Consider the following 24,442-nt stretch of genomic DNA (forward strand, 5'->3'; position numbering starts at 1 on the left):
TCAGGGCCGCCGTCGCCATCGCCGTGAGCACCGGGCCGGCGTGCGCGGCGTCGGTGTGCGACGCGCTGCGCGGGGTGGAGTTGATCAGCCCGAACGCGGCGTGGGCCGCGGTGCGCACCTCCTCGGGCGAGCGCGGCGGCCCGGTGCGCCCGATCGCGTCCTCCCAGATCTCGACGTAGGCGCGCTGCAGCGCCCGCACCCGCCGTCGGGACTCGTCGGGGAGGTTGGCGAGGTCGCGGTCCTGCACCGTGATCAGCTCCGGACGGTGCAGCGCGAAGTCGACCTGGAAGGCGATGAGGGCGCCCAGCCGGTCGGCGGCGCCCGGGTGCGCCGCGACGATGGCCCGCGCCCCGTCGAGCAGGTGCTCGCTGATGCCCACCAGCATCTCGGCGAGCAGGCCCTCCTTCGACGGGAAGTGCCGGTAGATCGCGGGGCCGCTGACCCCCGCGGCCGCGCCGATCCCGTCGATCGAGGTGCCGTGGAAGCCGTGCCGGGCGAACAGCCGCGCGGCCTCGACGAGGATCTGGTCCCGGCGGCGGGTCGGTGCGGCGTGCGCGATCAGGTCCACGACGAGGACCCTACGGGCCTTGCGCCGCCGTGTGAACGCTCGCTAACGTCTCGTGTTAGTCAACGTTCACATGGAGGGTCTGCGGTGACAGCCACGGTCGGTTCGGGGCACGCGGAACTGGTGGACGACCTGCGGTCGAAGCTCGCGACGGTGCGCCTCGGCGGTCCCGAGCGCAGCAGGCAGCGCCACGTCGAGCGCGGGAAGCTCCTCCCTCGCGACCGGGTGGACGCGCTGCTCGACCCGTCGTCACCGTTCCTGGAGCTCTCGCCGCTCGCGGCGCACGGCATGTACGACGACGCGGCGCCCGGCGCCGGGATCATCACCGGGGTCGGGCGCATCGCGGGGCGCACGTGCGTGGTCGTCGCGAACGATGCCACCGTCAAGGGCGGCACGTACTACCCGATGACGGTGAAGAAGCACCTCCGCGCGCAGGAGGTGGCGCTGCAGAACCGGCTGCCGTGCGTCTACCTCGTCGACTCCGGCGGCGCGTTCCTGCCCGCGCAGGACGACGTGTTCCCCGACCGCGAGCACTTCGGCCGGATCTTCTACAACCAGGCGACGATGTCGGGCCTCGGCATCCCGCAGATCGCGGCGGTGCTGGGCTCGTGCACCGCGGGCGGCGCGTACGTGCCGGCGATGAGCGACGAGGCGGTGATCGTCCGGAACCAGGGGACGATCTTCCTCGGCGGGCCGCCGCTGGTGAAGGCCGCCACCGGGGAGGAGGTCACGGCCGAGGAACTGGGCGGGGGCGACCTGCACGCCCGCACCTCCGGCGTGGTCGACCACCTCGCCGACGACGACGCGCACGCCCTCGCGATCGTCCGCGACATCGTCGACACGTTGCCCGTCGACCCCGCGCCTCCGTGGGAGCGCCGGGTGTCCGAGCCCCCGGCGAAGGACCCGCGCGAGCTCTACGACGTCGTCCCGGTCGACGGGCGCAGCGCCTACGATGTGCGCGAGGTGATCTCCCGGCTCGTCGACGGCTCGCGGTTCACCGAGTTCAAGGCCGAGTACGGCACCACGCTGGTCACCGGCTTCGCCCGGCTGCACGGGCACCCGGTCGGCATCGTCGCGAACAACGGCGTGCTCTTCCGCGAGTCGGCCCTCAAGGGTGCGCACTTCGTCGAGCTGTGCGACCAGCGCGGCATCCCGCTGGTGTTCCTGCAGAACATCACCGGCTTCATGGTCGGGCGCGAGTACGAGGCGGGCGGGATCGCCAAGGACGGCGCGAAGATGGTCACGGCCGTGGCCACGACCCGCGTGCCGAAGCTGACCGTGGTGATCGGCGGCTCGTACGGCGCCGGGAACTACGCGATGAGCGGGCGCGCGTACTCGCCCCGCTTCCTGTTCATGTGGCCGAACGCCCGGATCAGCGTGATGGGGGCCGAGCAGGCCGCCACGGTGCTGGGGACGGTCGGCTCGTCGAGTGCCGACTCGGTGCGCGAGCAGTACGAGCGCCAGGGCCACCCGTACTACTCCACCGCCCGACTCTGGGACGACGGCGTCATCGACCCGCTCGACACCCGCACCGTGCTGGGCCTCGCCCTCTCGGCGTGTGCCCACGCGCCCCTCGACGACCCGCGCTTCGGTGTCTTCCGGATGTGAGGACCCGACCGTCAGCAGTGCGGCCATGCTGACACCGGACGTCACATTCGTGCCCTGTACGACCCCGGAGAGGACCCGATGTTCGCCAGCGTGCTGATCGCCAACCGCGGTGAGATCGCCGTCCGCATCGCCGCGACGGTGCGCGACCGCGGGCTAGGCAGCGTCGCCGTGTACACCGACGCCGACGCGTCGTCCCCGCACGTCGACGCGGCCGACGTCGCCGTGCGCGTCCCGGACTACCTCGACGGTGCCGCGATCGTCGAGGCCGGCCGCCGGGCGGGCGCGCAGGCCGTGCATCCCGGGTACGGCTTCCTCGCGGAGAACGCCGGGTTCGCCCGCGCCGTGATCGAGGCCGGCCTGACGTGGATCGGACCGCCGCCCGGGGCCATCGACATGATGGGCGACAAGATCTCGGCCAAGGCCGCCGTCGAGCCCGCCGGGGTGCCGCTGGTGCCGGGCAGTTCCGCGAAGGGCCTCACCGACGCCGAGCTCGCCGACGTCGCCCGCACCACCGGCTTCCCCGTCCTGCTCAAGCCCAGCGCCGGCGGGGGCGGCAAGGGCATGCACGTCGTGGAGCGCGCCGAGGACCTCGACGACGCGATCGCCGCCGCCCGCCGCGAGGCGCGCGGCTCGTTCGGCGACGACACCCTGCTCCTCGAGCGCTACGTCACCAACCCGCGCCACGTCGAGATCCAGGTCCTCGCGGACACCCACGGCACCGTCGTGCACCTCGGCGAGCGCGAGTGCTCCCTGCAGCGCCGCCACCAGAAGGTCGTCGAGGAGGCGCCGTCGGCGGTCCTCGACGAGAAGCAGCGCGACGCCATGGGCCGCGCCGCCGTCGACGCCGCCGTCGCCTGCGGGTACGTCGGCGCCGGGACCGTCGAGTTCGTGACGAACGCGGACGCGAGCGAGTTCTTCTTCCTCGAGATGAACACGCGGCTGCAGGTCGAGCACCCGGTGACCGAGGAGGTCGTCCGCGTCCGCGGCGCTCGGATCGACCTGGTCGCCGAGCAGCTGCGCGTCGCCGCCGGCGAGCCGCTGGGTTACGACCAGGACGACGTCACGCTCGAGGGCCACGCGGTCGAGGTGCGCCTCTACGCCGAGGACCCGGCCCGCGGTTTCCTGCCCACCGGGGGCCGGGTCCTCGGGCTGGACTGGCCCTCGGGCGCCCGGGTCGACGCCGGCGTGCGGGTCGGCTCCGAGGTCGGCAGCGCCTACGACCCGATGCTCGCCAAGATCATCGCCCGCGGCGCCGACCGCACGGAGGCCCTCGACCGGCTCGACGAGGCCCTCGCCCGCACCACGGTCCTGGGCGTCACCACCAACCTCGCGTGGCTGCGCACGCTGATCACCGACGACGACGTCCGTGCGGGCCGGCTCGACACCGGGCTCATCGCCCGGCTCCCCGTCCCCGAGCAGCAGGTGCCCGACGACGTGGTGGTCGCCGCCGCGCTCGCCGGGCTCCTGCGACTCCCGGAGGGCGACGACCCGTTCGAGGCGCTCGGCGGCTGGCGGATCGGCGGCGAGCCCGCGCCCGCGCGCTGGACGCTGGTGCCGGTGGGCGAGAAGGACACCGCCTTCGACGTCGCCCTGCGCGGGCGGGCGGACGCCGCGACGGTCACCGTCGGGGACGGCCCGGCCCGGCCTGTCGTCGGGACCGAGCGAGAGGACCCTCATCGGTCCGCGGAGGGGGCCGGGAGCCCGATGAGGGACCTCTCGACCACCCTCGACGGCGTCACCCGGCGCTACCGGACGGCGCTCGCCGACGGCGTGCTGTGGATCGCCCGCGACGGCGGCACGTGGGCGTTGCGCGAGCGGGAGCGCCTCCAGGCCGCCCGCACGGCCGGCGGCGCGTCCGACGGCGCCGTCACGAGCCCGATGCCGGGCACCGTCACCGTCGTCGAGGTCGAGGCCGGTCAGCAGGTCGAGGCCGGGCAGCGACTCGTCGTCGTCGAGGCCATGAAGATGGAGCACGTGCTGACCGCCCCGATCGCGGGCACGGTCACCGAGCTCGCCGCGAAACCCGGGGCGACCGTCGCGCTCGACGCGCCCCTCGTCACCGTCACACCCGAAAGCGAGTAGTCATGCCCCTGTCCGAGGAGCACGAGGCCCTCCGCGCGACCGTCGAGGAGTTCGCGCAGAAGGAGGTGGCGCCGGTCATCGGGGACTACTACATCCGCGAGGAGTTCCCGTACGACCTGGTCGCGACGATGGGCGAGATGGGTCTGTTCGGCCTGCCGGTGCCCGAGGAGTACGGCGGCATGGGCGGCGACTACGTCGCGCTGTGCGTCGCCCTCGAGGAGCTGGGCCGGGTCGACCAGTCCGTCGCGATCACCCTCGAGGCGGGCGTGTCCCTGGGGATCATGCCGATCGCCCGCTTCGGCTCCGAGGAGCAGAAGCAGCGCTGGCTGCCCGACCTCGCGGCGGGGAAGGCTCTCGGCGGGTTCGGCCTGACGGAGGCCGGCGGCGGCTCCGACGCGGGTGCCACGAAGACCACCGCGAAGCAGGACGACGGCGACTGGGTGATCAACGGGTCGAAGGCGTTCATCACGAACTCCGGGACGCGGATCACCTCGCACGTGACGGTGACGGCCGTGACCGGGCGCAGCGGCGACAAGCGCGAGATCTCCGCGATCCTCGTCCCGAGCGGCACCGAGGGGTTCACGGTGGCGCCGAGCTACTCGAAGGTCGGGTGGAACGCCTCGGACACCCACGAGCTGGCGTTCTCCGACTGCCGCGTGCCGGAGGAGAACCTCGTCGGCGAGCGGGGCCGAGGCTTCTCGCAGTTCCTGTCGATCCTGGACGAGGGGCGGGTCGCGATCGCCGCGCTGTCCACGGGCGCCGCGCAGGGCTGTGTCGACGAGTCGGTGCGCTACGCCCGGGAGCGGCAGGCGTTCGGCGCGGCCATCGGGACCTACCAGTCCATCCAGTTCAAGATCGCCGAGATGGAGACGCGGGCCGTCACCGCCCGCCTGGCCTGGCAGCACGCGGCCGAGCGGATGGCGGCGGGCGTGCCGTTCACCAAGGAGGCGGCGATCGCCAAGCTCGTGTCGTCGAACGCCGCGATGGACAACGCCCGCGACGCGACGCAGATCTTCGGCGGCTACGGGTTCATGAACGAGTACCCGGTGGCCCGGCACTACCGCGACTCCAAGATCCTCGAGATCGGCGAGGGCACGTCCGAGGTGCAGAAGATGCTGATCGCGAAGCGGCTGGGGCTGTAGGGCGGTCGCCGTCGGAGTACGAACGGGCCGTTCGTCACGGAAGAAGGTGACGAACGGCCCGCTCGTGGTTCCGGGACGCGAGTCAGGGCACCTCGACCGGCGCGACGTCATCGGTCCGGGCGCCGATCCGGGAGGCGGAGGTGCTTCCCGACGACAGGTCCACCGCACGGCCCGCGGCGAGGAGGCCGATCTCGGGCATCGCGCCGTAGATCGTCTCCCACTGCCCGGCGCCGACCCGGTAGGTCTCGTGGAAGATGCCGACCGAGTCCGGGGACGTGCGGGCGGCCCGGTTGAAGGCCCGCCAGGCGGGCAGGTGCTCGGCCTCGGCGTTGCGGGCGTACGCCTCGAGGTGCTCGTAGGAGCGCCAGTACTGGACGACGGCGGGCCCACCGAACATCAGGCCGGCGTGGGCCTTCAACATCCCCATCTCGGGATGGCGGGCCAGCTCGGCGAGCATCCGCGGCATGGCCCGCGCGACCGGCAGCCAGGCGCGGACGTCGGTCCACCGGTTGACGTGCATCCCGATCAGGAAGACGACGAACTCGCCCTCGATGTCGGCACTGCGTCGGGTGTAGCGGGTCATGCCGGGACCTCCTCGCGGTGGACTGCGCGGTCGCGCAGGAACAGGAACAGCGGGAAGACGAACGCCGCGGCGATCGCGAAGGAGCCGACGACGAGCAGCACCAGCGACCACGTCGGCCACCCCAGCCGCCGGCCCTCGACCACCATGAACACGCAGGCCGCGATCGCGACGACGATGATGTCGACGGCGGCCGAGGAGCTGGCGGCGTTCGCGAACCACCCCGCGAGGTAGTTCTCGCCGGCGGACATCGAGGCGATGTTGAACCACCAGGTCCCGACGAGACCGACCAGCGAGAGCACCAGGTAGACGATCCTCATGCCGCCACCGCCACGCGGTCCGAGCCGTTCCGGCGCGGCGCGGACCGCAGGGCGGCCAGCGCGAGGAGCAGGGTCCCGACGACGAGGGCGGCGGCCGCCCCCACCGTGAGCGCGTCCGGCGCGAGCAGCGGCTGCCCGCGCAGCGCCTGCCAGGTCAACAGCAGCGTCAGGCCGGTCCAGGCCAGGGCGCCGACGACGACGAGGCGGGTCCGGACGACCTCGTGCCGCAGGACGGGGAACCGGGCCGCGAGCAGGCCGAGGCCGAGCGCGAGCACCGGCAGGGCCTGCAGCGCGTGCAGCCCGACGAAGTGCCCGATGCGCAGGTCGCCGCCCGTCGTCGACCACCCCAGCAGGGGCAGGCCCGACCCGCCGTCGGGCACGCCGACCGCGTGCGCACCCGCCGTCGTCATCGCGCCGGTGGCCTCGGCGGAGGCGATCTGGGCGCCGGTGGGCGAGGTCATGAGGAACGCGACCGCCATGCCGATCAGGGCGACCACGAGCCCGAGCCGGACCGCCCACGCGGTGGCCGCCGGCAGCGAGTGCTCGCGCATCAGCAGGACCGCGATGGCGAGGTTGGCCACCCACAGCACCGCGATCGACGAGCCCATCACCGCCCAGACGACCGTGTCGAGCGTCGTCGAGACGTTGAAGTGGCTGGGCACGCCGCGGACGGCCTGGCCGACGATCGCCACCATCTCGAGGACCGAGGTGACGGCCACGATCGTGCCGAGCCACCCGCCGATCCGGCGGGCCCGCGGTGCGGTGAGCCGGGAGATCATCCACGCGAGCGTCGGCGCGTACAGGGTGAAGCTGAGCGAGAACTTGAACGGCTTCGCCCAGACGGGCTGGCCCCCGACCACGCGCGGGTCGACCAGCAGGCCGACGAGGCTGACGAGGACGAGCAGGATCATGGCGCCGGTGAAGAGGACGAGGGGACGGTTCCAGGCGCGCATCGGGTCTCCCGTGATTAGATAGCGGCACTGTCCGAACAAGAATGGACAGTAAAGCTATCCGCCAGTCCTGGCAAGCGGGAGGAGCCCGATGAGGGTCGGCGAGCTGAGCCGACGCAGTGGCGTGAGCGTCGCGTCGATCAAGTACTACCTGCGCGAGGGCCTGCTGCCGGCCGGGGAGCGCACCGGCCCGAACCAGGCCGCCTACGGCGACGACCACCTGCGGCGCCTGCGCATGATCCGGGCGCTGATCGACGTCGGGGGCCTGTCGGTGGTCGCGACGCGCGACGTCCTGGCGGCCGTCGACGACCCGGAGCTGCCGTTGTTCGTCGCCCTGGGTCGGGCCTCCGGGACGACGACGGCGCCGGAGCCGTCGACCGACCAGGACGAGGCCTGGGAGGCGGCGGAGCGTGCCCTCGCCGCCGAGGTCGACGCCCGCGGCTGGCAGGTGTCCGACCAGAACCCGGCCTGGGCGACGGCCGTCGGCGTCCTCGCCACCTACGCCCGGCTGGGCGACGAGGACCTCGCGGGGCAGCTCGGGCTCTACATGACGACGATGGAGGAGGTCGCCGAGCAGGAGGTCGCGGCGGTCGTCGACCGAGGGGACCGCGCGCGGACCGTGGAGGGCGTCGTCGTCGGGACCGTCCTGGGCGACACGTTGCTCGGGGCCGTCCGCCGGCTCGCGCAGCAGCACCAGTCGCTGAAGCTGCTCGGAGAGACGCCGACCCACCCGCGGGGATAGCGTCGCGATCATGGCTGAGGCACGCATCGACTTCCCGTCCCGCGTCGGCGTCTGGTGGACCAGCGACTCCTGGCGGATCCAGGACGCGGCCGAGGTCGCCCGCGACCTCGAGGGCATGGGCTACGGGTCGCTGTTCTACGGCGAGGCGTACGGCAAGGAGACCCTGACGCAGGCCGGCGCGTTCCTCGCCGCGACCGAACGGCTCGTCGTCGGGACCGGCATCGCGAACATCCACGCGCGCGACCCGATCGCGGCCGAGACGGGCGCGCGGACCATGACCGCCCTGCACCCGGGCCGCTTCGTGCTGGGCCTCGGCGTGTCGCACGCACCGCTCGTCGAGCGCGGCCGCGGCGGGACCTACGCGAAGCCGCTGGCGACGATGCGCGACTACGTGCAGCGCATGGACGCGGTCCCGGCCGAGGTCGAGCCCGGCGCCCGCCCCACCCGCCTGATCGCCGCCCTCGGCCCGAAGATGATCGAGCTGTCGGGCAGCGCCGCCGACGGCGCGCACCCGTACCTGGTGCTGCCGCAGCAGACGCAGGCGACGCGGGACGCGCTCGGGCCGGACAAGTGGGTCGTCTCTGAGCAGGCGGTGGCGCTGGGCGACGACGAGACCGCGATGCGCCGGGCGCACGCGCACCTGGAGATCTACTCGGGGCTGCCGAACTACCGGAACTCGTGGCTGCGGCAGGGGTTCGAGGACTCCGACCTGGTGCGCGGCGGCTCGGACCGGCTCGCCCGGGCCCTCGTCGGGACCGGCTCGGCGCAGGACGCGGCCGCGTTCGTCACCGCGCACCTCGACGCGGGGGCCGACCACGTGCTGATCCAGGCCCTCGGCGACTCACCCTTCGACGACCCGCGCCCGGCGCTGCGGGAGCTGGCAGGTGCCCTCGGCCTGTGAGCAGTAATCCGTCTCTGGACGCGGATCAGTACTCACGAGCTATCGCACATCCCGCCGGATCGGGTGGTCCGGCGGGACCTCCACGAGCACGATGGCGCGGCCGTCCGGGTCGGCGATCCAGCACTCGCGCAGCCCCCACGGCTCGGTGCGGGTGCCCCGCGTGATCCCGACCCCGGCGAGGCGCAGCTCGGTCTCGGTCGCGGCGACGTCGCGGACCTGCATCCAGATCGCGTCCGGCCCGACCGGTGCGTCCGAGCTGCGCCCGGACACCTCCAGGTAGCCGGTGCCGAGGAAGTAGACGACGCCGCCGGGGAACTCCCGGGCGATCGCCAGGCCCAGGGTGCCGCCGTAGAAGGCCCACGCGGCCTCCGGGTCGTGCGGGCGGATCAGGACGCGGCTGGACAGCACCTCCACGTGAGGTCCCACCTTTCCGTGGTTCGCTCGGCCCGGCGGGGGCATCCTGACGGGCGTGAGTGCTCCCGACCAGGACGTCCAGCAGCCCGACAGGAACCGTTGGCGGGCCCTAATCGTCTGCCTGGTCGCCGGCTTCATGACGTTGCTCGACGTCAGCATCGTCAACGTCGCCCTGCCCTCGATGCAGCGGGGTCTCGGCGCGTCGTCGGCGGAGCTCTCGTGGGTGGTCTCCGGGTACGCGCTGACGTTCGGGCTGGTGCTCGTCTCCTCCGGCCGCCTCGGGGACGACCGCGGCCGCAAGAAGATGTTCCTGATCTCGCTGGCGCTGTTCACGATCACCAGCGCGGTGGCCGGGTTCTCGGTCGACCCGACGATGCTCGTCATCGCCCGGCTCCTCCAGGGCGCGGCGGGCGGCATGCTGAACCCGCAGATCATCGGCGTGATCCAGCAGCTCTTCACCGGGCGGGAGCGCGGCCGGGCGTTCGGCCTGTTCGGTGCCGTCATCGGCATCTCGACGGCGGTCGGCCCCCTGGCCGGCGGCGCGCTGCTGGAGTGGGTCGGCGAGGCCGAGGGCTGGCGCTGGGTGTTCTACGTCAACGTGCCCATCGGCATCGTCGCGCTGCTGCTCGGACTGTGGTGGCTGCCCCGCGACGAGGCGCAGGTCGGCGAGCGCCGCCCCCTCGACGTGGTGGGCGCCGTCCTGCTCGGCGGGGCCGTCGTCGCGCTCATGCTGCCGTTGGTGCTCTCCGAGCAGGACGTGTCCGGCGCGCCCTGGTGGCTGATCGGCGTCGCGGTCCTGCTCGGGCTGCTCTTCGTCGCCTGGGAGCGAAGGGCGAAGCGCACGCACGGCCACCCGCTGGTGAACTTCGCCCTGCTGCGCACCCGCAGCTACGCGATGGGGACGTCGCTCGGCCTGCTGTACTTCGCCGGGTTCACCTCGATCTTCTTCGTGCTCACGTTGTTCCTGCAGCAGGGGCGGGGGTTCACCCCGCTGGAGGCCGGCCTCGCCCTCACCCCGTTCGCCGTCGGGTCCGCGGTCTCGTCGGCGGTCGGCGGGCGGCTGATCTCCCGGCTCGGCAAGCCGTTGATCGTGGGTGGGCTGGTGACCGTGGTCGTCGGGCTCGTCGCGACCGACATCGTGCTGCGCTTCGACCCGCCCGACGTCGGCTGGGCGATCGCGCTCCCGCTGCTCGTCGCCGGGGTCGGCGGCGGCTTCGTCATCGCCCCGAACCAGACCCTCGCCCTCGAGGAGGTCCCGGCCCGCGAGGGCGGCACCGCCGCGGGCGTGCTGCAGACCGGGCAGCGGATCGGGTCGGCCATCGGCATCTCGGCGGTCGGCGCGGTGTTCTTCGGCTCGCTCTCCTCGACCCGCGGCGACTGGTCGAGCTCCATCAGCGCCGGCCTCGTGATCACCGTGGGCCTGGTGGTCCTGGCGCTGGTCGTCGGGGTCGTCGACCTGCTCGTCGGTCGTCGGAAGAAGACCGTTCCCGACGACGAGCCGGAGCCGGCTCCCGGGTCCGTCGAGGCGGCCGAGGCCGCCGGACCCGCCGTCGTCGGGACGGTCATGCGGTCCGAGGACGGCGAGCCGGTGCCGGGCGCGGTGCTGACCCTGGTCGACGAGGCCGGTCACCAGGCCGCCCGCGCCGAGGGTGGCGACGACGGGTCGTTCCGGCTGCAGCCCGACCGTCCCGGCACCTACCAGCTCGTCGCCCGCGCGGAGGGCCGGGCGCCGGACGTCGGACGGGTCTCGATCAGCGGGTCGCAGAGCGCCGCCGACGTGGTGCTGGGCCCCTCGGCTACGGAGCACGCCCTCCCGATCATCCACTGACCCCGGGGTCGTCACGCCCGCTTCAGCGGCGGCCGGGCCACGCCGTCGTCCCCGGCGAGCGAGGCCTGGGCGGGCGACCGGGCGAGCACCACGACCCCGCCGAGGGCGAGCACGAGGCCCACCACGAACCACGGGCCCCAGCCCGGCCGGATGCCGTCGCCGAGCAGGGCGAGCCCGAGCAGCCCGGGTGCCAGCGTCTCGGTGACCGCCAGGACCGCCACCACCGGCCCGACCGCCCCGCGCGCCAGCGCCACCGTGTAGAGGCCCAGCCCCAGCGCCGCGTACCCGACCAGCGACCACGCGACCGGGTCCGTCACCACGGTCCGCACGACCTCCTCGAACGACCCCTCGAGGTCGACCAGCCGCACCGCCACCGCGGTCCCGCCGAACGCGAGGCCGGAGATGAACGCCGTCGGGATCGCCCGGCGACTGCGCAGCGCGAGCCCGATCCCGCCGACCGCCAGCACCACCAGCACGACGATCAGCGCGATCGTGCCGCCCACCCCGACGTGCGGCAGCTCGCCGGTCCGCGCGCTGCCCACGAGCAGCGCCAGCCCGACGACGTTGGCGGCGGCCGCGACCAGGTCCAGCCGGCGCAGCGGGGTGTCGAAGACCCAGTGCGAGGCGATCACCGTGATCACGACCTGCCCGGCCACGATCGCCTGCACCGCGACGATCGGCATGTAGCGCAGCGCGAACACCGTCAGGACCCAGCCGAAGATGTCGAGCAGCAGGCCGGCCAGGTAGGTCGGGCTGGTGATCACCCCGGCCGCCCGGGTGGCCCGCCGGGTCGCCAGGGCCTCGAGCATCGCCGCCCCGGCGTTGGCGCCCGCGGCGACGAGGGCGGCCGCGAGCCCGACGACCAGCAACCGCCACCTCCCACGCGTGGTCTCCGACGCCGCCGAGTCTGCCTGCCCGACGCCCCGGCGAAGCGCTCATCGCCGGCGCGCGTCGGCGGCGCGCCACGGGGTATCAGGTCTGTCCCGACGTCGGGTCGGGGGACGTCGACGACGGGGGTTCGACCGTGGCGGTGGCGATCGGCCTCGCGGTGGTGGCGGCGGTCCTGCTCGGCGGGGCGGTCTACGCGCGGGCCCGGGCCCCGCGGTCGGTCGGGCGCTGCCTCCTCCTGGCCGGGGTGCTCGTCGGCGTCTCCGCGTCCGTGTTCGGGCTGGTGGCGGGGGACGACACCCTCGCCGCGACGGACGGTCCGGTCCTCGGCTGGATGGTCGCCCACCGGACCCCCGGGCTCACCGACCTGGCGGAGGCGGCGTCGCTGTTCGGCGGGACGTTCTTCACGGGTGGCCTGGCCGTGCTCGCGGCGCTGGTCCTGGCGGTCCGGGGCCGCCGGGCGCGGGCGGCGGTCTGGGTCGGCGCCGTCGTTGTGGGATCTCTCACCATCCGCCTCCTCAAGACCGCGGTCGAGCGGGTCCGGCCGCCGCTGGACGCGCGGCTCGCCGTCGAGACCTCGGCCTCCCTGCCGTCCGGCCACGCCCTGATGGCCTCGCTCGGGGTCGGCCTGACGGTGGTCGCGGTGCTCGTCCTGCTGCGCGACGCCGGGGTCGGTCGACCGGTCGTGCGCGAGGCGATCGTGCTGGTCGGAGCCCTGATCGTGCTACTGGTCGGTACGAGCCGGACCTATCTCGGGGTGCACTGGACCACCGACGTCCTCGCCGGGTGGATGCTCGGCGCCGCGCTCCTGGCCCTCGCGGTCGCGATGGCCACCGTGCTCGAGGCCGGACAGAGCGAGATCCGTCCCCTGAAAGGATCAGTTGACGCTCCCGTGAGCTGACGCAGATCGTCCCTCGACACGAAAGGGGGACACGTGGCGTCACTCGTTTGCGCTCATTAGGGTTCGTCGGGAGTGCTGTCAGTGCCGGACGTGGCGACACCGGATCGGGGGTCCACCGTGGAGCAGGTACCGCTCCTCGTCCTCGGGACCGGTGTCGACGGGTTGGCCACGGCGATGTGCCTCGCGCACCAGGGCTTCCCGGTCCAGGTCCTCGACCGTGGCCCGGACCCCCGCACCGAGCCCGACGCCGGGATGTCCGGGTCGACACTGCTGCGCCCGGCGGCCGCCCGCGTGCTGCACGGACTGGGTCTGCTCGACGGGCTGCTGCCGCGGACCCTCGAGGTCGCGCGGCTCACCCACTGCGACGCCGCGACGGGTCAGCCGCTGCGCAAGATCGAGCTGGGCGAGGTCGTCCGCGCCCGGTACGGCTACCCGTTCCTCATCGCCGACCGCCGCGAGCTGCGCCGCGTCCTCGGCGAGGCGTGCGCCCGCGACGAGATGATCGACGTGCGCTACGACAGCCGCCTGACCGGGGTCGAGGACATCGGCGACGCCGCCCTGGTCAGCCTGGAGGGCGGCCTGGAGTGGCGCGCGGAGGCCCTGGTCGGCGCGGACGGCTCGTCGAGCCGTGTCCGGGCCCTGCTCGACGGCGGGGCCGGCGCCCTGTCGCCCACCTTCGTCGTGCGGCGGGGCACCGTGGCGGCCTCGGCGGGGGAGTCCGCCCACCCCGATCTGCGCGTGTGGTCCACCCCGGCGCTGCAGGTGGCCCGCATCCCGTCGCCCAGCGGCGGCGCCGAGGTCGTGCTGGTGACCCGCGCCGACCTCCCCCCGGCCGAGCGGGAGTGGATCGTCTCCAGGCTCGACCCGGAGGTGCGGCGCACGGTGGCCGGCGTGGCCTCGCAGGAGCCGGAGCAGGTGGTCGCGCACCAGCGGCCGCTGCCGCGCTGGACCCGGCACCGGCTCACCGTCGTCGGTGCCGCGGCGCAGCCGCTGCTGCCGCACGCCGGCGAGGAGGAGAACCAGGCGCTGCTCGACGCGCACGCCCTGGGGGCCGCGTTCGACCGCTCGGACGGGCGCATCCTGCCCGGCCTCGAGGGCTACGAGACGCTCCGCGCGGCGGCACGGGCGGCGTGCGCGGCCCGGGTCGCCGAGTTCGCGGCGCTCTCGCACGCCGAGGGGCTCACCCGGCGGCTGCGCGACCGGTTGTGGGCCCGCGAGGCCGTGGACGAGATCGTCGAGGTCGTCGGCGACCTCTGAGCGACCTCTGAGCTCGGGGTCGATCACGACGGCGGACGGGCGCAGGATGGCGGGCGTGAGCACCGCAGCCCCGGACCGTCCGATCACCGTCGAGGAGGACCCCGCCGCGGTGGGGTTCGACCCCGCCCGCCTCGCGCGGGTGGACACCCACTTCCGCCGCTACGTCGACGACGGCCGCCTGGCGGGGTGGCAGGCCGTCGTCGCGCGCCGCGGCAAGGTCGTGCACGCCTCGGAGTACGGCCTGCGCGACGAGGAGGCCGGCCTGCCGGTCGAGCCGGACACCCGGTGGCGGATCTACTCGATGACCAAGCCGATCACCTCGGTCGGCGCGCTCATCCTCTTCGAGCGCGGCGAGCTGGAGCTCACCGACCCGATCAGCCGGTGGCTGCCCGCCTTCGCCGAGCCCCGCGTGTACGTCAAGGGCAGCGCCACCGCGCCGCTGACGATGCCCAGCCCGGAGCCGGTGCGCGTCTGGCACCTGCTCACGCACACCGCGGGCCTGACCTACGGCTTCCACCACGCGCACCCGGTCGACGAGCTGTACCGGGCACGTGGTTTCGAGTGGGGCGTGCCGGAGGGGATGGACCTCGCCGCCTGCGTGGACGCCTGGGCCGGGATGCCGCTGGTGCACACCCCGGGCACCGAGTGGAACTACAGCCACGCCACCGACGTGCTCGGCCGCCTCATCGAGGTGGTGTCCGGCCGGAGCCTGGACGAGTTCCTGCGCACGGAGATCCTCGACCCGCTGGGCATGACGACCACCGGCTTCGCGTCCGACGACCCGTCGCGGACCGCCGCGCTCTACGCCCTGGCCCCGGGCCGGCGACGGGTCCGGAACGACGCGATGGGGGACCCGTTCCTGCGTCCGCCGACGTGGCTCTCCGGCGGCGGCGGGATGGTCTCCACCGCGTCGGACTATCATCGGTTCACCCAGATGCTCGCGCGCGGGGGTGAGCTCGACGGGGTCCGCATCCTGGGGTCGCGCACCGTGGCCTACATGGGACGCAACCACCTGCCCGGGGGACTCGACCTCGAGCAGGTCGGCCGGCCGCTGTTCGCGGAGATGCCGTTCCACGGCGTCGGGTTCGGGCTCGGGGTGTCCGTGGTGACCGACCCCGCGGCCTACCGGACCCTCGTCAGCCCAGGTGAGATGGCCTGGGGCGGGGCGGCGAGCACCGCGTTCTGGGTCGACCCGGCCGAGGAGGTCACGGCGGTGTTCATGACCCAGCTGCTGCCGTCGAGCGCCCACCCGATCCGCAGCCAGATGCGGTCGCTGGTCTACCAGGCCCTCGTCGACTGACGCGCTTCGTGACCGTCGCCGTAACTCGGCGTCACGAACCTGAGGAGTCCCACTGTCACCCTGAGAGAGGGCTGCACAGGGTCCGCCTGCTCGGTAGCGTCCGGCCTGCCTCGCGGTGGACGAGGGAACAGGTGCTCAGGAGACGGATGAACGTGACGCCGGGTCCACGACGACGGCCAGCCGGACCGCATCCGGAGAGCGCGACCACGGCCGGTCCGACCGTCCCCTCGCCGCGGGGGTCGGAGCCGGGGGCGCTGGCCGGGGTGCCGGCCCAGCGCACCGCCGCCGACGTCTACCGGGTCAGCGAGGACCAGGTGCACCGGGCCCGCATGGCGGTCGCCCGCAACGCGCTGGACTCCGAGGACTGCCGCGATCTGCTCGACATGCTCGGCCTCATCGGCGAGCCGGGTGAGCCGCCACCGGTCCGGCGCTGAGCCGGCGGGCCGCGTCGGCGGTTAGCGTGGTCGGGCCATGGTCGACATCCCCGTCAGACACGCACCGCGGCAGGCCCGTGCCGTGGCGACGCGGGGGGCGATCCTCGACGCGGCCGCGTACGAGTTCGCGCTCGAGGGCTACCACGCCGCCTCGCTGTCGAAGATCCTCGAGCGCAGCGGCGTCACCAAGGGCGCGCTGTACTTTCACTTCTCCTCCAAGGAGGCGATGGCCGACGCCGTCGTCGCCGTGATGGAGGAGCGCTTCCCGGAGATCGCGGCGTCGTTCGAGGGGCTCGGCCTCGACGTGCTGACGACCGCGGTGCACCTCGCGATCGGCATCGCGGACGCCCTCGCGGCGGACGTGTTCTGCCGCGGCGGGATGCGGGTGGTCAGCGAGGGGGCGCTCGGGCCCGCCCGCGTCCCGTGGCCGTACCGCTACTGGGAGGACGTCTTCGTCGACCTCCTCGCCCGGGCGGCGGCCGGGGGCCTGCTCCGCGACACGGTCGACCCGCGCGAGCTCGCCCGGACCGTCGTCGCCATCGGGCACGGCCACCGGGTCGTCTCGACGGCGACCACCGGCCTCGCCGACCTGCGGGAACGCGCGGTCGCCTCGTGGGAGCTGCTGCTCGGCTGCGTGGCCGACCCGGCGTGGCTGGAGCGCTGGGAAGCAGCGGGCGGCATGGCCTCCCTGCCCGTCGGGCTCCCGACGACGGGGGTACCTGACGGTGCCTCCGGAGCCGTCCCGTAAGGTGATCCCCGCACCCAACGGAGCGGACCGGTCCAGCCGGAGGGGGTAAGGTCCAGACACCGAGCCCCCATCGTTCAGTGGCCTAGGACTCCGCCCTTTCAAGGCGGCAACGCGGGTTCGAATCCCGTTGGGGGTACGCAGTACAGTTCGACAAGCAAGGCCCAGTGGCGCAGTTGGTTAGCGCGTCGCCCTGTCACGGCGAAGGTCGCGGGTTCGAGTCCCGTCTGGGTCGCACAGTCAGGCCGGTCTCCGGCCGACACGGCCAGGTAGCTCAGTTGGTACGAGCGATCGCCTGAAAAGCGATAGGTCGGCGGTTCGACCCCGCCCCTGGCCACCCGCTCCGAAAGCCCACCAGGCGACTCGCCCGGTGGGCTTCCGTGCGTCTAGCGGGTGAACACGTAGGTCTGGTTGGTCGCCTGGTACCAGACGATCGTGCCCTTCGCGAAGTCCGTGCGGCGCCCGCCGGAGAACGTCGTCTCGTCCGTGGTCGGGAACCCGAGGACGCCCGAGGGGCCGTTCAGCGCCTTGTACCGGGTGAGGATCGCGCCCCGCACGGCGTGCGCCCCAGTGGCCTGGGACCAGTAGATCGAGCCGCCCGCGTAGTCCTGGGCCCGGCCGCCGGCCACGGTGTAGACCGCTGCCTTCGGCGCGCCCAGGTAGGACGAGGCGCCGCCCAGCTTCTGGTAGTACGCCGTCACCGGGTCGGTGGCGGGTGCCGTCGTGGTCGGTGGCTTCGGGGTGGTCGTCGTCGGCGGCACGGGCGTCGTCGTGGTCGGCGTCGTCGTGGTCGGCGGCGTCGTCCCGAGGTCGATCCCGGTGGCCGCGGCGTGGCGGCGCAGGGCCTCGATGAAGTAGTGGTCGCCGAACATGATGCCGGTGTCGGCGCTGCCCGACGGCTTGTTCTGCGTGCCGTGGAGCAGGACGGCCTGGTTCGTGGTGCCGTCGGCGAGGTAGGCCGGCGTGGACAGCGAGGCGATGATGTCCCGGGCGCCGGCGAGGTAGCGCTGCTTGCGGGTGGCGTCGGGCTCGAGCGTGGAGAGCTCGACGAGGCCGGACGCGGCGATGGCGGCCGCGGACGAGTCGCGCGGCTGGCCCGCCGTCGAGGGCAGGTTGAAGTCCCAGTACGGCACCTTGTCCGCGGGCAGACGCGAGAGGAAGTAGTCGGCGGACGAGCGCGCCGTCGTCAGGAACTGCGCGTCCTTGGTGAACCGGTAGGCCATGGTGAAGCCGTGGACGGCCCACGCCTGGCCGCGCGACCAGGTGGAGTCGTTGCTGTAGCCCTGGTGGGTGTACTTGCTCGCGACGGCGCCGGTGGCCTGGTTGTAGTTCACGACGTGCCAGCTCCCGCCGTCCGGGCGGAAGAAGTCGCGCGCGGTGGTCTTCGCGTGGTTCGTCGCGATGGTTGCCCACGCCGGGTCGCCGCCGTTCTGGGCCGCCCACCACAGCAGCTCCAGGTTCATCATGTTGTCCATGATCACCTGGTAGCGCGTGGTGTCGGTCCGGGCGTCCCAGGAACGGATCGCGCCGACCTTCGCGTTGTAGCGGGTCGAGAGGGTCCGGGCGGCGGTGAGGGCGACGGCCTTGGCGTTCGCGTCGCCGGTGAGGACGGCGTCCTGGCCGAACGTGTTGAAGATCTGGAACCCGACGTCGTGACTGCCGTCGTCGGTCTTGTTCACCTCGACCCCGGCCTGCCAGGCCTCGGCGCGCTGCTTCCACACCGGGTCCTTGGTGTGCGCGTAGGCCTGCCAGAGGGCGCCGGGGAAGAAGCCGCTGGTCCAGTCGCCCGCTCCGGCGGTGACCCAGGCGCCGTTCGCGCCGGTGCGCACGGGGTAGGCGTTCGTGGCGGTCCGGCCGGCGGTCGCGGCGAGGCGCGCCTCGGCGAACGCCAGGTCCTTGCGCACGGTCTCGGCGGTGAGGTCCGCGGCACGGGCCGGCGGTGCGGTCAGCACCTGTGTCCCCGCCCCCAGCACCGTGACCGCCGCCAGGGCCGCCACCACCGTCCACCGTCGGACCTTCGTCATGCTTCCCCCCGAGTGATCACCGACCGTCAACCACCACAGTCGTGTCGATCAACCGTCGGCGTTACGCCGGGTGGAGCACTTCTCTACGCCGTGACCCGCTGTGCGCGTCTGCTCGCGGACCGAGTGCGACGCCACGCAGGCTCGGCGGCTCCCGATCCTGCGTCACGGCGCACTCGGCGCCTCGGAAGTCCTCAGAAGTCGCCCCCGCCGCCCTCGGCCTTCGGGATGTCCGGCCGGCACCCCGGCGCGCCCACCGGCTGCCACCGCCCGTCGCCACCGGGTCGGGCAGCACCGTCGGCGGCGGTGACCGCGGGGCCACTGCCCTCCTCCGGGCGGTAGCAGCGGTCGAGTCCGACGGCGTCGAGGTGAACGAGGAACCACGTCACCATCACCGCGTCGACGGCCCCGGCCTCCGGCGGCAGCTCGGCGCTCCAGTGCATCGCGTCGGCGTCCGCGCGCACCCGCCACGCCCGGCCCCACCGGTCGAGCAGGGTCCGGCGGCTCGGGACGGCGTGCAGGCGCTGGCGCAGCCGCAGCGCCCCGAGCGGGAGGTCGAGCGTCCAGTCCACGAGGTCGCCGCGGCGTTCGCCCCGGGCCGACGCCACGACGCTCCCGGCCTCCTCGGCCAGGCGGAGCGCGACGGTGCTGATCGTCCCGTCCCCGGTGCGCGCGAGGACGGACTCCTCGAGGGTGAAGGTCCGCCGCTCGTGGCGCACGACCCGTCGTCCCCGGCGCTGGTTCGTGTCGGCGACCCCGCCGCCGGCGAGGCGCACCGCCCCGGCCTCGGCACCGTCGGGGAGCGAGAACTCGGCCCGGATCCCGCCCGCGTAGCGGGAGAGCTCGTCGTCGTACCGGTCGTGTCGCTGGGCCCAGCCGAGCCGGTACCCGGGCACCATGCACCCGATCGCGGCGAGCCAGCAGGCGAACCAAACGAGGAAGGCCAGGGTCTGGTCCTCGACGACGAAGGCCGCGACCAGCGCCACGAGCCCGAGGACCCCGAGCCCGGCACTGGCCCACCACCATCGGAGCCAGCCGTGTTCCCGGGCCCGGGATGCGGCGCCGTGCTGGAACAGGGGCCCGTTCCCGGGGACGAACGGGGCGTCGGCGGGCGGGAGGACGTCGTCGCGAAGAGTCATGCCACCAGCGTCGTCGTCACGCTGGGTAGATGACGATCGGCCGAACGGGTGGCGCTGCCTAGCGGGTCTGCAGCGCCGCCCACGTGGTGGCCGCGGCGACCCCACCGTCGGCGGCGAGGGTCTGGCCGTTGATCCAGCGGCTCTCGTTGGACATGAGGAAGGCGACGACGGCGGCGATCTCGTCGGCCTCGGCGTCCCGGCCGGCCGCGGTGCGTTGGCGGGCGAGCCGGCGCGGGTCCATCGAGCGCTCGACCTCGGGGAGCTGGGGCGTGCGGACGGGCCCGGGAGCGACGCCGTTCATCCGGACGCCGTCCGGCCAGGTCAGCGTGGACGAGGCCGTGGTGTAGGCGAGCACGGCCTCCTTCGACACCTCGTACACGGGGCGATCCGGACGCCGTTCGCGGCACCAGCGCAGGCCCTCCTCGAAGGAGGTGGTGGCCAGCAGCGGCCGCAGCTCGGCGAGGTGCGCGACCCAGTGCCGCCCCTCGGCCGACGACACGTTGACCACCGAGCCGCCCCGCTGGATGCGCGGGAGGAGCCGTTCGGTCAGGTGGCGCATGCCGAGGAAGTTCACCGCGAGCACGGTCTCGGCGGGCGAGGTGCCCGGGACGCCCGCGACGTTGGCCAGCGCGTCCACCCGGTCGTCCAGGCGCTCGACGGCCGCGTCGATCGAGCGCGGGTCGGCGAGGTCGCAGCGCACGTGGGCGATCTCGCGGTCCGGCGGGTCGCGCCGGTCGAGACCGACCACGGTGACCCCGTGGCGGGAGAGGAACTGCGCGAGGGCGCGGCCCACTCCCGAGGAGGTCCCGGTGACGACGAAGACGGTGCTCATGACACCGGTCAGAGTAGACAACGCCTTCTCGGTCACCGGCGGGTGATCGGTCCCCGGGGGTGGCCGTCCTCCCGGGTGACGCGCGGGTTCACAGCGACACGAGTGGTCGTCGGGGACCCTGGGGTCACCCACCACCGGAGTCGCTCATGCTGCTGTTCGGGCTCGTGCTCATCGCCCTCGGCGCCGCCGCCGTCGTCGCCGCCAACCGCCGGGTCGCCCTGCGCCACGCGATGATCGGCTCGTCGACGTCCGCCGTCGCCGACCTGGCCGTCGAGCGCGAGGCGCTCGTCGAGCTCGGGACCGTCGGCGGGTTCAGGAAGGTCTGCGCGGTCGTCGGGTACGCGCACCCGACCGACGACGGTCCGCTGCGCTCGCCGCAGACCGGCACCGAGTGCGTCTGGTACCGACGCACGGTCCGCCGCCGCACCGATCAGGACGGCGTCTGGGAGACGGTGCTCGAGGAGGCCTCGGAGCGCCCGTTCGTGCTGGTGGAGGAGACGGGCAACATCGGGGTCGACCCGCGCGGCACCGTGCCCGTGCAGCCGGAGAAGGTGGCGGGCGAGTCGTCGTTCGAGGGCGGTGGGCACCTCGTCGGTGAGGTCGTGCGCGAGGAGTGGGTGCTGCGGCCGGGGGCCGAGCTCTACGTCCACGGCGAGGCGCACGACCGGGACGGCTCCCTCGTGATCGCCCGCCCCGAGTCCGAGACCGACCCGTTCGTCGTCTCCACCCGGACCTCCACGGCCCTGCGCGACGACTCGCTGCTGCTCCAGCGGAGATGGGCGTGGGGCGGGGCGGCGTCCGGGGCGGCCGGGCTCGCCCTCGTGGTCGCGGCCCTGCTGACCTGACGCGCGTGTCGACCGGCCCGGGCATCGGTCACCATGGATCCGTGCCGCACCAGCTCGCCGTCGTCGACGCGTTCACCTCCGTGCCCTTCACCGGCAACCCCGCGGCGGTGTGCCTGCTCGACGGTCCCGCCGACGCGGGCTGGATGCAGGACGTCGCGGCGGAGATGAACCTCTCCGAGACCGCCTTCGTCGACCTCTCCACGGTCCCGACGACGGGCGCGGTCGGCCTGCGCTGGTTCACGCCCGCCGTGGAGGTCGAGATCTGCGGGCACGCCACCCTCGCCTCCGCGCACGTGCTGCTCGAACGGGGCCTCGCGAGCGCGCCGATCACCTTCACGACGGCGTCGGGGGAACTGCGCGCGGACCGCGCGGGCAACGGCGCGCTCTCCCTCGACTTCCCGATCGACACCCCGAAGGCCGGGAGCCCGGGCGGCTACGTCGCCGACGAGTTCGCCGACGCGCTGGGTGCCGCGGTGATCGCGGTCGCCCGGTGCCGCTACGACGTGCTCGTGGAGGTCTCGTCGGCCGAGGAGGTCCGCGACCTGGAGCCGGATCTCTCGGCGCTGCGGGCCGCGAGCGGACGCGGCGTCATCGTCACCGCCGCGAACGACCTGCCCGGCGTGGACGCCGACTTCGTCTCGCGCTTCTTCGCCCCCGCCGTCGGGATCGACGAAGACCCGGTCACCGGCTCGGCGCACTGCTGCCTCGCGCCCTACTGGGCCGAGCGGACCGGCAAGCCCTCGCTGGTGGGCGCCCAGCTGTCCCGGCGCGGCGGGACGGTCGGCGTGGAGGTCGTGGGCGACCGGGTCCTGCTGCGCGGCGACGCGGTGACGATCTCCGAGGGTGCGCTGCGCGCAGGTGAGCACTAAGTGGGCCTATAGCCCCACTTAGTGCGCACGTGAGCGAAGCTCACAAGTCTCCGCCCTCGTCGAGCAGCCGGTCGATCTCGCGGCGGAGCAGGCCGAGCCGCGCCTCGCGGACCAGCGGGATGTCCCGGCGACGCCGCCGGACGTCGGCGAGGTTGATCTCAACGGTGAGCGTCTCCTCGGCCTCGGGTCCCTCCCCGCACTCGCCCACGACCTCGCCCCAGGGGTCCACCACGTGCGAGCCGCCCCAGAACGTCAGCCCGCCCTCCACGCCCACGCGGTTCACGAACACCACGAACAGCTGGTAGATGCGGCCGTAGAACGTGGTGATGTTGCGCCAGTACTCCCGCGAGTCGTACCGCTCCGGCGACATCGACTGCGCCGAGTTCGCCGGCACCAGCAGGATGTGCGCGCCGTCCTGGGTGGACAGGAAGGCCACCTGCGGCTGCCACGCGTCGTTGCAGATCAGCGTTGCGGCGCGGTGCCGCCCGCCGCGCACCCCGTAGGCCCGCGAGTGCTGCCCGGGCAGGAAGTGCTTGCGCTCCTCGAACGTCGAGTACGTCGGCAGGTAGAGCTTGCGATGCGTGTGGACGAGGTGGCCGTCCTCGTAGTACCCGGCCGAGTTGTAGGTGTGCAGGCCGTGCGTGCCCGCCTCCGGGTAGCCGACGAGCATCCCGGCGCCGCCCGCGCGCTGGGAGAGCCGCAGCAGCCGGCGGTCGTCGGGGGACATCGACAGGTCGTGCGCCACGTCGCCGATCTGGTACCCCGACAGCGCGAGCTCCGGGAACACCACGAGGTCCGAGGAGTCCTCGACCGCCTCACCGAGGACCCGTTCCGCGCGCTTGAGATTGCCGTCGAGGTCGCCGAGCGTGGCGTCGGTCTGGGCCAGGGTGATGCGCACGCGAGGCTCCTCTTCCTGACGGCGGGTCCGGTGGCTCCGGCACCGCGGGCGCCCCGGGGCGCACGAGCGCGGCCGGTCCGATCCGGTCGCCGGCGTCGGTGCCGGGCCGGTCGGGCGCGACCGCGTCCGGGGAGTGTGCATCCCGGCGCGCTCCGTGGTCGACCCGGGTTCCGCTGCTCGTTGCCGGCCTGGGGCTCGAGTGGGCGCCCATCCGGCTCGCGCGCCGCACCGGCCCTGATGGACGCCCACTCGCTGCTCGGAGAAGCCATCTCAGCCTACGTCGAACAGCCCAATCTGGTTGCGAAGGGTGACCAGAACCAGGCACGCTCCGTGACATGAGCGACGTGCACGACGACCTCGGGCTCGAGGTGTCACCCTCCGTGCCCGGCGGTGGCCCGGCGTCCCGGTGGCGGGTGGGTCGGATCGGCAGCCGGTTCTTCTGGATCTGGGCACTGCTCACCCTCGTCTGCCTGGCCGTGCTCGGTGCCGTGCTCACCGCGTGGCTGCGCACCGGGATCTCCGACACCGGCATCGTGCTGTTCGTCCTGCTCGTGATCGCCCTGCCGCTGCTGCTCGCGGCGACCTTCGCGGCCGTGGGCGCGGCGACGGACAGCCGCGTGGACGACGACATGCGGGCCTACGGCGTCGGCATCGGCTCGGTCCTGCACACCAACCCGTACGCCGAGTCCCCCTTCGAGTTCGACGCCCGGCTCGACGGCACCGTGTCCACGGTCGGCCGGCGCGGGAAGAAGCGGGGGAAGCAGGAGGGACGCACCGTCGTCGTCGGGACCGAGTCCCGCTGGCTCGAGCAGCGCGGGAACCGTTTCGAGCTCCTCGACGGGCGCGACGTCGTCGCCACCGCCGCGCCCCGGAAGCGGGGACCGTGGCGGGACTGGGAGATCGACGTCGACGGCCGGCTGCTGCGGCTGCGCACCCACGTCCGCCGGCACCCCCCGCGCCGCACCCTGCTCGACGACCGAGGGCGGGCCTGGCGGGCGGACGTCGCGAAGCACCGCGTGGCCGCCCGCCTGCCCGAGGAGATCTCGCCCGGGGGCGCCGCGTTCGTGCTGACCGTCCTCGCCGCGATCCGCGACACCGTCGTCCCGCCGACGACGTCGGGCGGTGGCGGGGTCGACCTCACCGACAGCGGCTGGACGGACTGAGCTCGACGGGGGCTCCGA

Annotated in this window: 23 protein-coding genes, 3 tRNA genes and 1 pseudogene; 17 read left to right on the forward strand and 10 right to left on the reverse strand. The window is 73.7% G+C overall.

The window, feature by feature from the left end; translation table 11 throughout:
* Positions 1 to 568: TetR/AcrR family transcriptional regulator (locus WCD74_RS28335; RefSeq protein ID WP_337698276.1), on the reverse strand; the 568-nt coding region annotated here is incomplete at its 3' end.
* A 105-nt stretch (positions 569 to 673) separates the two neighbouring features.
* Between WCD74_RS28335 and WCD74_RS28340 the strand changes: the two are divergent.
* From WCD74_RS28340 to WCD74_RS28350, 3 genes and pseudogenes are all read left to right on the forward strand, one after another.
* Positions 674 to 2,173, forward strand: a pseudogene (locus tag WCD74_RS28340) (carboxyl transferase domain-containing protein); the annotation flags it as partial.
* 78 nt (positions 2,174 to 2,251) lie between these two features.
* Positions 2,252 to 4,255 carry an acetyl/propionyl/methylcrotonyl-CoA carboxylase subunit alpha gene (locus WCD74_RS28345; protein WP_337698278.1) on the forward strand — a complete coding sequence of 668 codons (2,004 nt, stop codon included), beginning with the start codon at positions 2,252 to 2,254 and terminating at the stop codon, positions 4,253 to 4,255.
* 2 nt (positions 4,256 to 4,257) lie between these two features.
* The gene (locus WCD74_RS28350; RefSeq protein ID WP_337698280.1) at positions 4,258 to 5,397 is read left to right on the forward strand and encodes an acyl-CoA dehydrogenase family protein; all 1,140 of its coding nucleotides are present in this window, start codon (positions 4,258 to 4,260) and stop codon (positions 5,395 to 5,397) included.
* An 82-nt stretch (positions 5,398 to 5,479) separates the two neighbouring features.
* On the opposite strand, the gene WCD74_RS28355 is transcribed toward WCD74_RS28350, so the two are convergent.
* From WCD74_RS28355 to WCD74_RS28365, 3 genes are read right to left on the reverse strand one after another with little or no spacing between them, the layout of a single operon-like run.
* Positions 5,480 to 5,980, reverse strand: coding sequence for a DUF4188 domain-containing protein (locus tag WCD74_RS28355; RefSeq protein WP_337698281.1), 501 nt, complete (start codon positions 5,978 to 5,980; stop codon positions 5,480 to 5,482).
* A complete protein-coding gene (locus tag WCD74_RS28360; RefSeq protein ID WP_337698282.1) occupies positions 5,977 to 6,297 on the reverse strand; it encodes a DUF2834 domain-containing protein in 321 nt (106 codons plus the stop codon). The genes WCD74_RS28355 and WCD74_RS28360 overlap by 4 nt, the downstream gene beginning before the upstream one ends.
* Positions 6,294 to 7,250, reverse strand: a complete 957-nt coding sequence (locus WCD74_RS28365) for a hypothetical protein (RefSeq protein ID WP_337698283.1) — start codon at positions 7,248 to 7,250, stop codon at positions 6,294 to 6,296. The genes WCD74_RS28360 and WCD74_RS28365 overlap by 4 nt, the downstream gene beginning before the upstream one ends.
* Positions 7,251 to 7,338: 88 nt before the next feature.
* Here WCD74_RS28365 and WCD74_RS28370 point away from each other — a divergent pair, with 88 nt between their 5' ends.
* Entirely contained in the window at positions 7,339 to 7,989 is a 651-nt protein-coding gene (locus WCD74_RS28370; protein WP_337698284.1) for a MerR family transcriptional regulator, read from the forward strand.
* A gap of 10 nt (positions 7,990 to 7,999) precedes the next feature.
* Positions 8,000 to 8,890 carry a TIGR03620 family F420-dependent LLM class oxidoreductase gene (locus tag WCD74_RS28375; RefSeq protein WP_337698285.1) on the forward strand — a complete coding sequence of 297 codons (891 nt, stop codon included), beginning with the start codon at positions 8,000 to 8,002 and terminating at the stop codon, positions 8,888 to 8,890.
* A gap of 39 nt (positions 8,891 to 8,929) precedes the next feature.
* Here WCD74_RS28375 and WCD74_RS28380 read toward each other — a convergent pair whose 3' ends face one another.
* Positions 8,930 to 9,304 carry a VOC family protein gene (locus tag WCD74_RS28380; protein WP_337698286.1) on the reverse strand — a complete coding sequence of 125 codons (375 nt, stop codon included), beginning with the start codon at positions 9,302 to 9,304 and terminating at the stop codon, positions 8,930 to 8,932.
* Between the two features lie 55 nt (positions 9,305 to 9,359).
* On the opposite strand from WCD74_RS28380, the gene WCD74_RS28385 reads away from it, so the two are divergent.
* On the forward strand, positions 9,360 to 11,132 hold the full coding sequence (locus tag WCD74_RS28385; RefSeq protein WP_337698287.1) for an MFS transporter: 1,773 nt from the start codon (positions 9,360 to 9,362) through the stop codon (positions 11,130 to 11,132).
* 11 nt (positions 11,133 to 11,143) lie between these two features.
* On the opposite strand, the gene WCD74_RS28390 is transcribed toward WCD74_RS28385, so the two are convergent.
* The gene (locus WCD74_RS28390; protein ID WP_337698288.1) at positions 11,144 to 12,001 is read right to left on the reverse strand and encodes a hypothetical protein; all 858 of its coding nucleotides are present in this window, start codon (positions 11,999 to 12,001) and stop codon (positions 11,144 to 11,146) included.
* Between the two features lie 155 nt (positions 12,002 to 12,156).
* Between WCD74_RS28390 and WCD74_RS28395 the strand changes: the two genes are divergently transcribed.
* The 8 genes from WCD74_RS28395 to WCD74_RS28430 all read left to right on the forward strand — a co-directional run bounded on the left by WCD74_RS28395 (position 12,157) and on the right by WCD74_RS28430 (position 16,994).
* On the forward strand, positions 12,157 to 12,921 hold the full coding sequence (locus tag WCD74_RS28395; protein ID WP_337698289.1) for a phosphatase PAP2 family protein: 765 nt from the start codon (positions 12,157 to 12,159) through the stop codon (positions 12,919 to 12,921).
* A gap of 117 nt (positions 12,922 to 13,038) precedes the next feature.
* Positions 13,039 to 14,178, forward strand: coding sequence for an FAD-dependent monooxygenase (locus tag WCD74_RS28400; protein WP_337698290.1), 1,140 nt, complete (start codon positions 13,039 to 13,041; stop codon positions 14,176 to 14,178).
* Between the two features lie 55 nt (positions 14,179 to 14,233).
* The gene (locus WCD74_RS28405; protein WP_337698291.1) at positions 14,234 to 15,478 is read left to right on the forward strand and encodes a serine hydrolase domain-containing protein; all 1,245 of its coding nucleotides are present in this window, start codon (positions 14,234 to 14,236) and stop codon (positions 15,476 to 15,478) included.
* 146 nt (positions 15,479 to 15,624) lie between these two features.
* Positions 15,625 to 15,912, forward strand: coding sequence for a hypothetical protein (locus WCD74_RS28410; protein ID WP_337698292.1), 288 nt, complete (start codon positions 15,625 to 15,627; stop codon positions 15,910 to 15,912).
* Positions 15,913 to 15,994: 82 nt separating this feature from the next.
* Positions 15,995 to 16,660 carry a ScbR family autoregulator-binding transcription factor gene (locus WCD74_RS28415; protein WP_337698293.1) on the forward strand — a complete coding sequence of 222 codons (666 nt, stop codon included), beginning with the start codon at positions 15,995 to 15,997 and terminating at the stop codon, positions 16,658 to 16,660.
* A 63-nt stretch (positions 16,661 to 16,723) separates the two neighbouring features.
* A tRNA-Glu gene (locus tag WCD74_RS28420) sits at positions 16,724 to 16,796 on the forward strand.
* Positions 16,797 to 16,818: 22 nt separating this feature from the next.
* Positions 16,819 to 16,892 (forward strand) — tRNA-Asp (locus tag WCD74_RS28425).
* Positions 16,893 to 16,920: 28 nt separating this feature from the next.
* Positions 16,921 to 16,994: transfer RNA gene (locus WCD74_RS28430), tRNA-Phe, on the forward strand.
* Positions 16,995 to 17,043: 49 nt separating this feature from the next.
* Here the strand turns inward: WCD74_RS28430 and WCD74_RS28435 are convergent.
* The 3 genes from WCD74_RS28435 to WCD74_RS28445 form a co-directional block, all read right to left on the reverse strand.
* On the reverse strand, positions 17,044 to 18,681 hold the full coding sequence (locus tag WCD74_RS28435) for a glycoside hydrolase family 88 protein (RefSeq protein ID WP_337698294.1): 1,638 nt from the start codon (positions 18,679 to 18,681) through the stop codon (positions 17,044 to 17,046).
* 191 nt (positions 18,682 to 18,872) lie between these two features.
* Positions 18,873 to 19,817: a hypothetical protein gene (locus WCD74_RS28440; protein ID WP_337698295.1), complete on the reverse strand. Its 945-nt coding sequence runs from the start codon at positions 19,815 to 19,817 to the stop codon at positions 18,873 to 18,875.
* A 58-nt stretch (positions 19,818 to 19,875) separates the two neighbouring features.
* Positions 19,876 to 20,649 carry a coniferyl-alcohol dehydrogenase gene (locus WCD74_RS28445; protein WP_337698296.1) on the reverse strand — a complete coding sequence of 258 codons (774 nt, stop codon included), beginning with the start codon at positions 20,647 to 20,649 and terminating at the stop codon, positions 19,876 to 19,878.
* A gap of 146 nt (positions 20,650 to 20,795) precedes the next feature.
* Here WCD74_RS28445 and WCD74_RS28450 point away from each other — a divergent pair, with 146 nt between their 5' ends.
* Together WCD74_RS28450 and WCD74_RS28455 are read left to right on the forward strand one after the other, a co-directional pair.
* Entirely contained in the window at positions 20,796 to 21,494 is a 699-nt protein-coding gene (locus WCD74_RS28450; RefSeq protein ID WP_337698297.1) for a GIDE domain-containing protein, read from the forward strand.
* Positions 21,495 to 21,535: 41 nt separating this feature from the next.
* A complete protein-coding gene (locus WCD74_RS28455; protein ID WP_337698298.1) occupies positions 21,536 to 22,363 on the forward strand; it encodes a PhzF family phenazine biosynthesis protein in 828 nt (275 codons plus the stop codon).
* Between the two features lie 40 nt (positions 22,364 to 22,403).
* On the opposite strand, the gene WCD74_RS28460 is transcribed toward WCD74_RS28455, so the two are convergent.
* Positions 22,404 to 23,261, reverse strand: a complete 858-nt coding sequence (locus tag WCD74_RS28460) for a nitrilase-related carbon-nitrogen hydrolase (RefSeq protein ID WP_337698299.1) — start codon at positions 23,259 to 23,261, stop codon at positions 22,404 to 22,406.
* A 335-nt stretch (positions 23,262 to 23,596) separates the two neighbouring features.
* On the opposite strand from WCD74_RS28460, the gene WCD74_RS28465 reads away from it, so the two are divergent.
* The gene (locus tag WCD74_RS28465) at positions 23,597 to 24,424 is read left to right on the forward strand and encodes a hypothetical protein (protein WP_337698300.1); all 828 of its coding nucleotides are present in this window, start codon (positions 23,597 to 23,599) and stop codon (positions 24,422 to 24,424) included.
* The last annotated feature ends 18 nt before the right edge of the window (positions 24,425 to 24,442 follow it).

The sequence above is a fragment of the Actinomycetospora aurantiaca genome (assembly GCF_037401875.1).
Taxonomy (GTDB): domain Bacteria; phylum Actinomycetota; class Actinomycetes; order Mycobacteriales; family Pseudonocardiaceae; genus Actinomycetospora; species Actinomycetospora aurantiaca.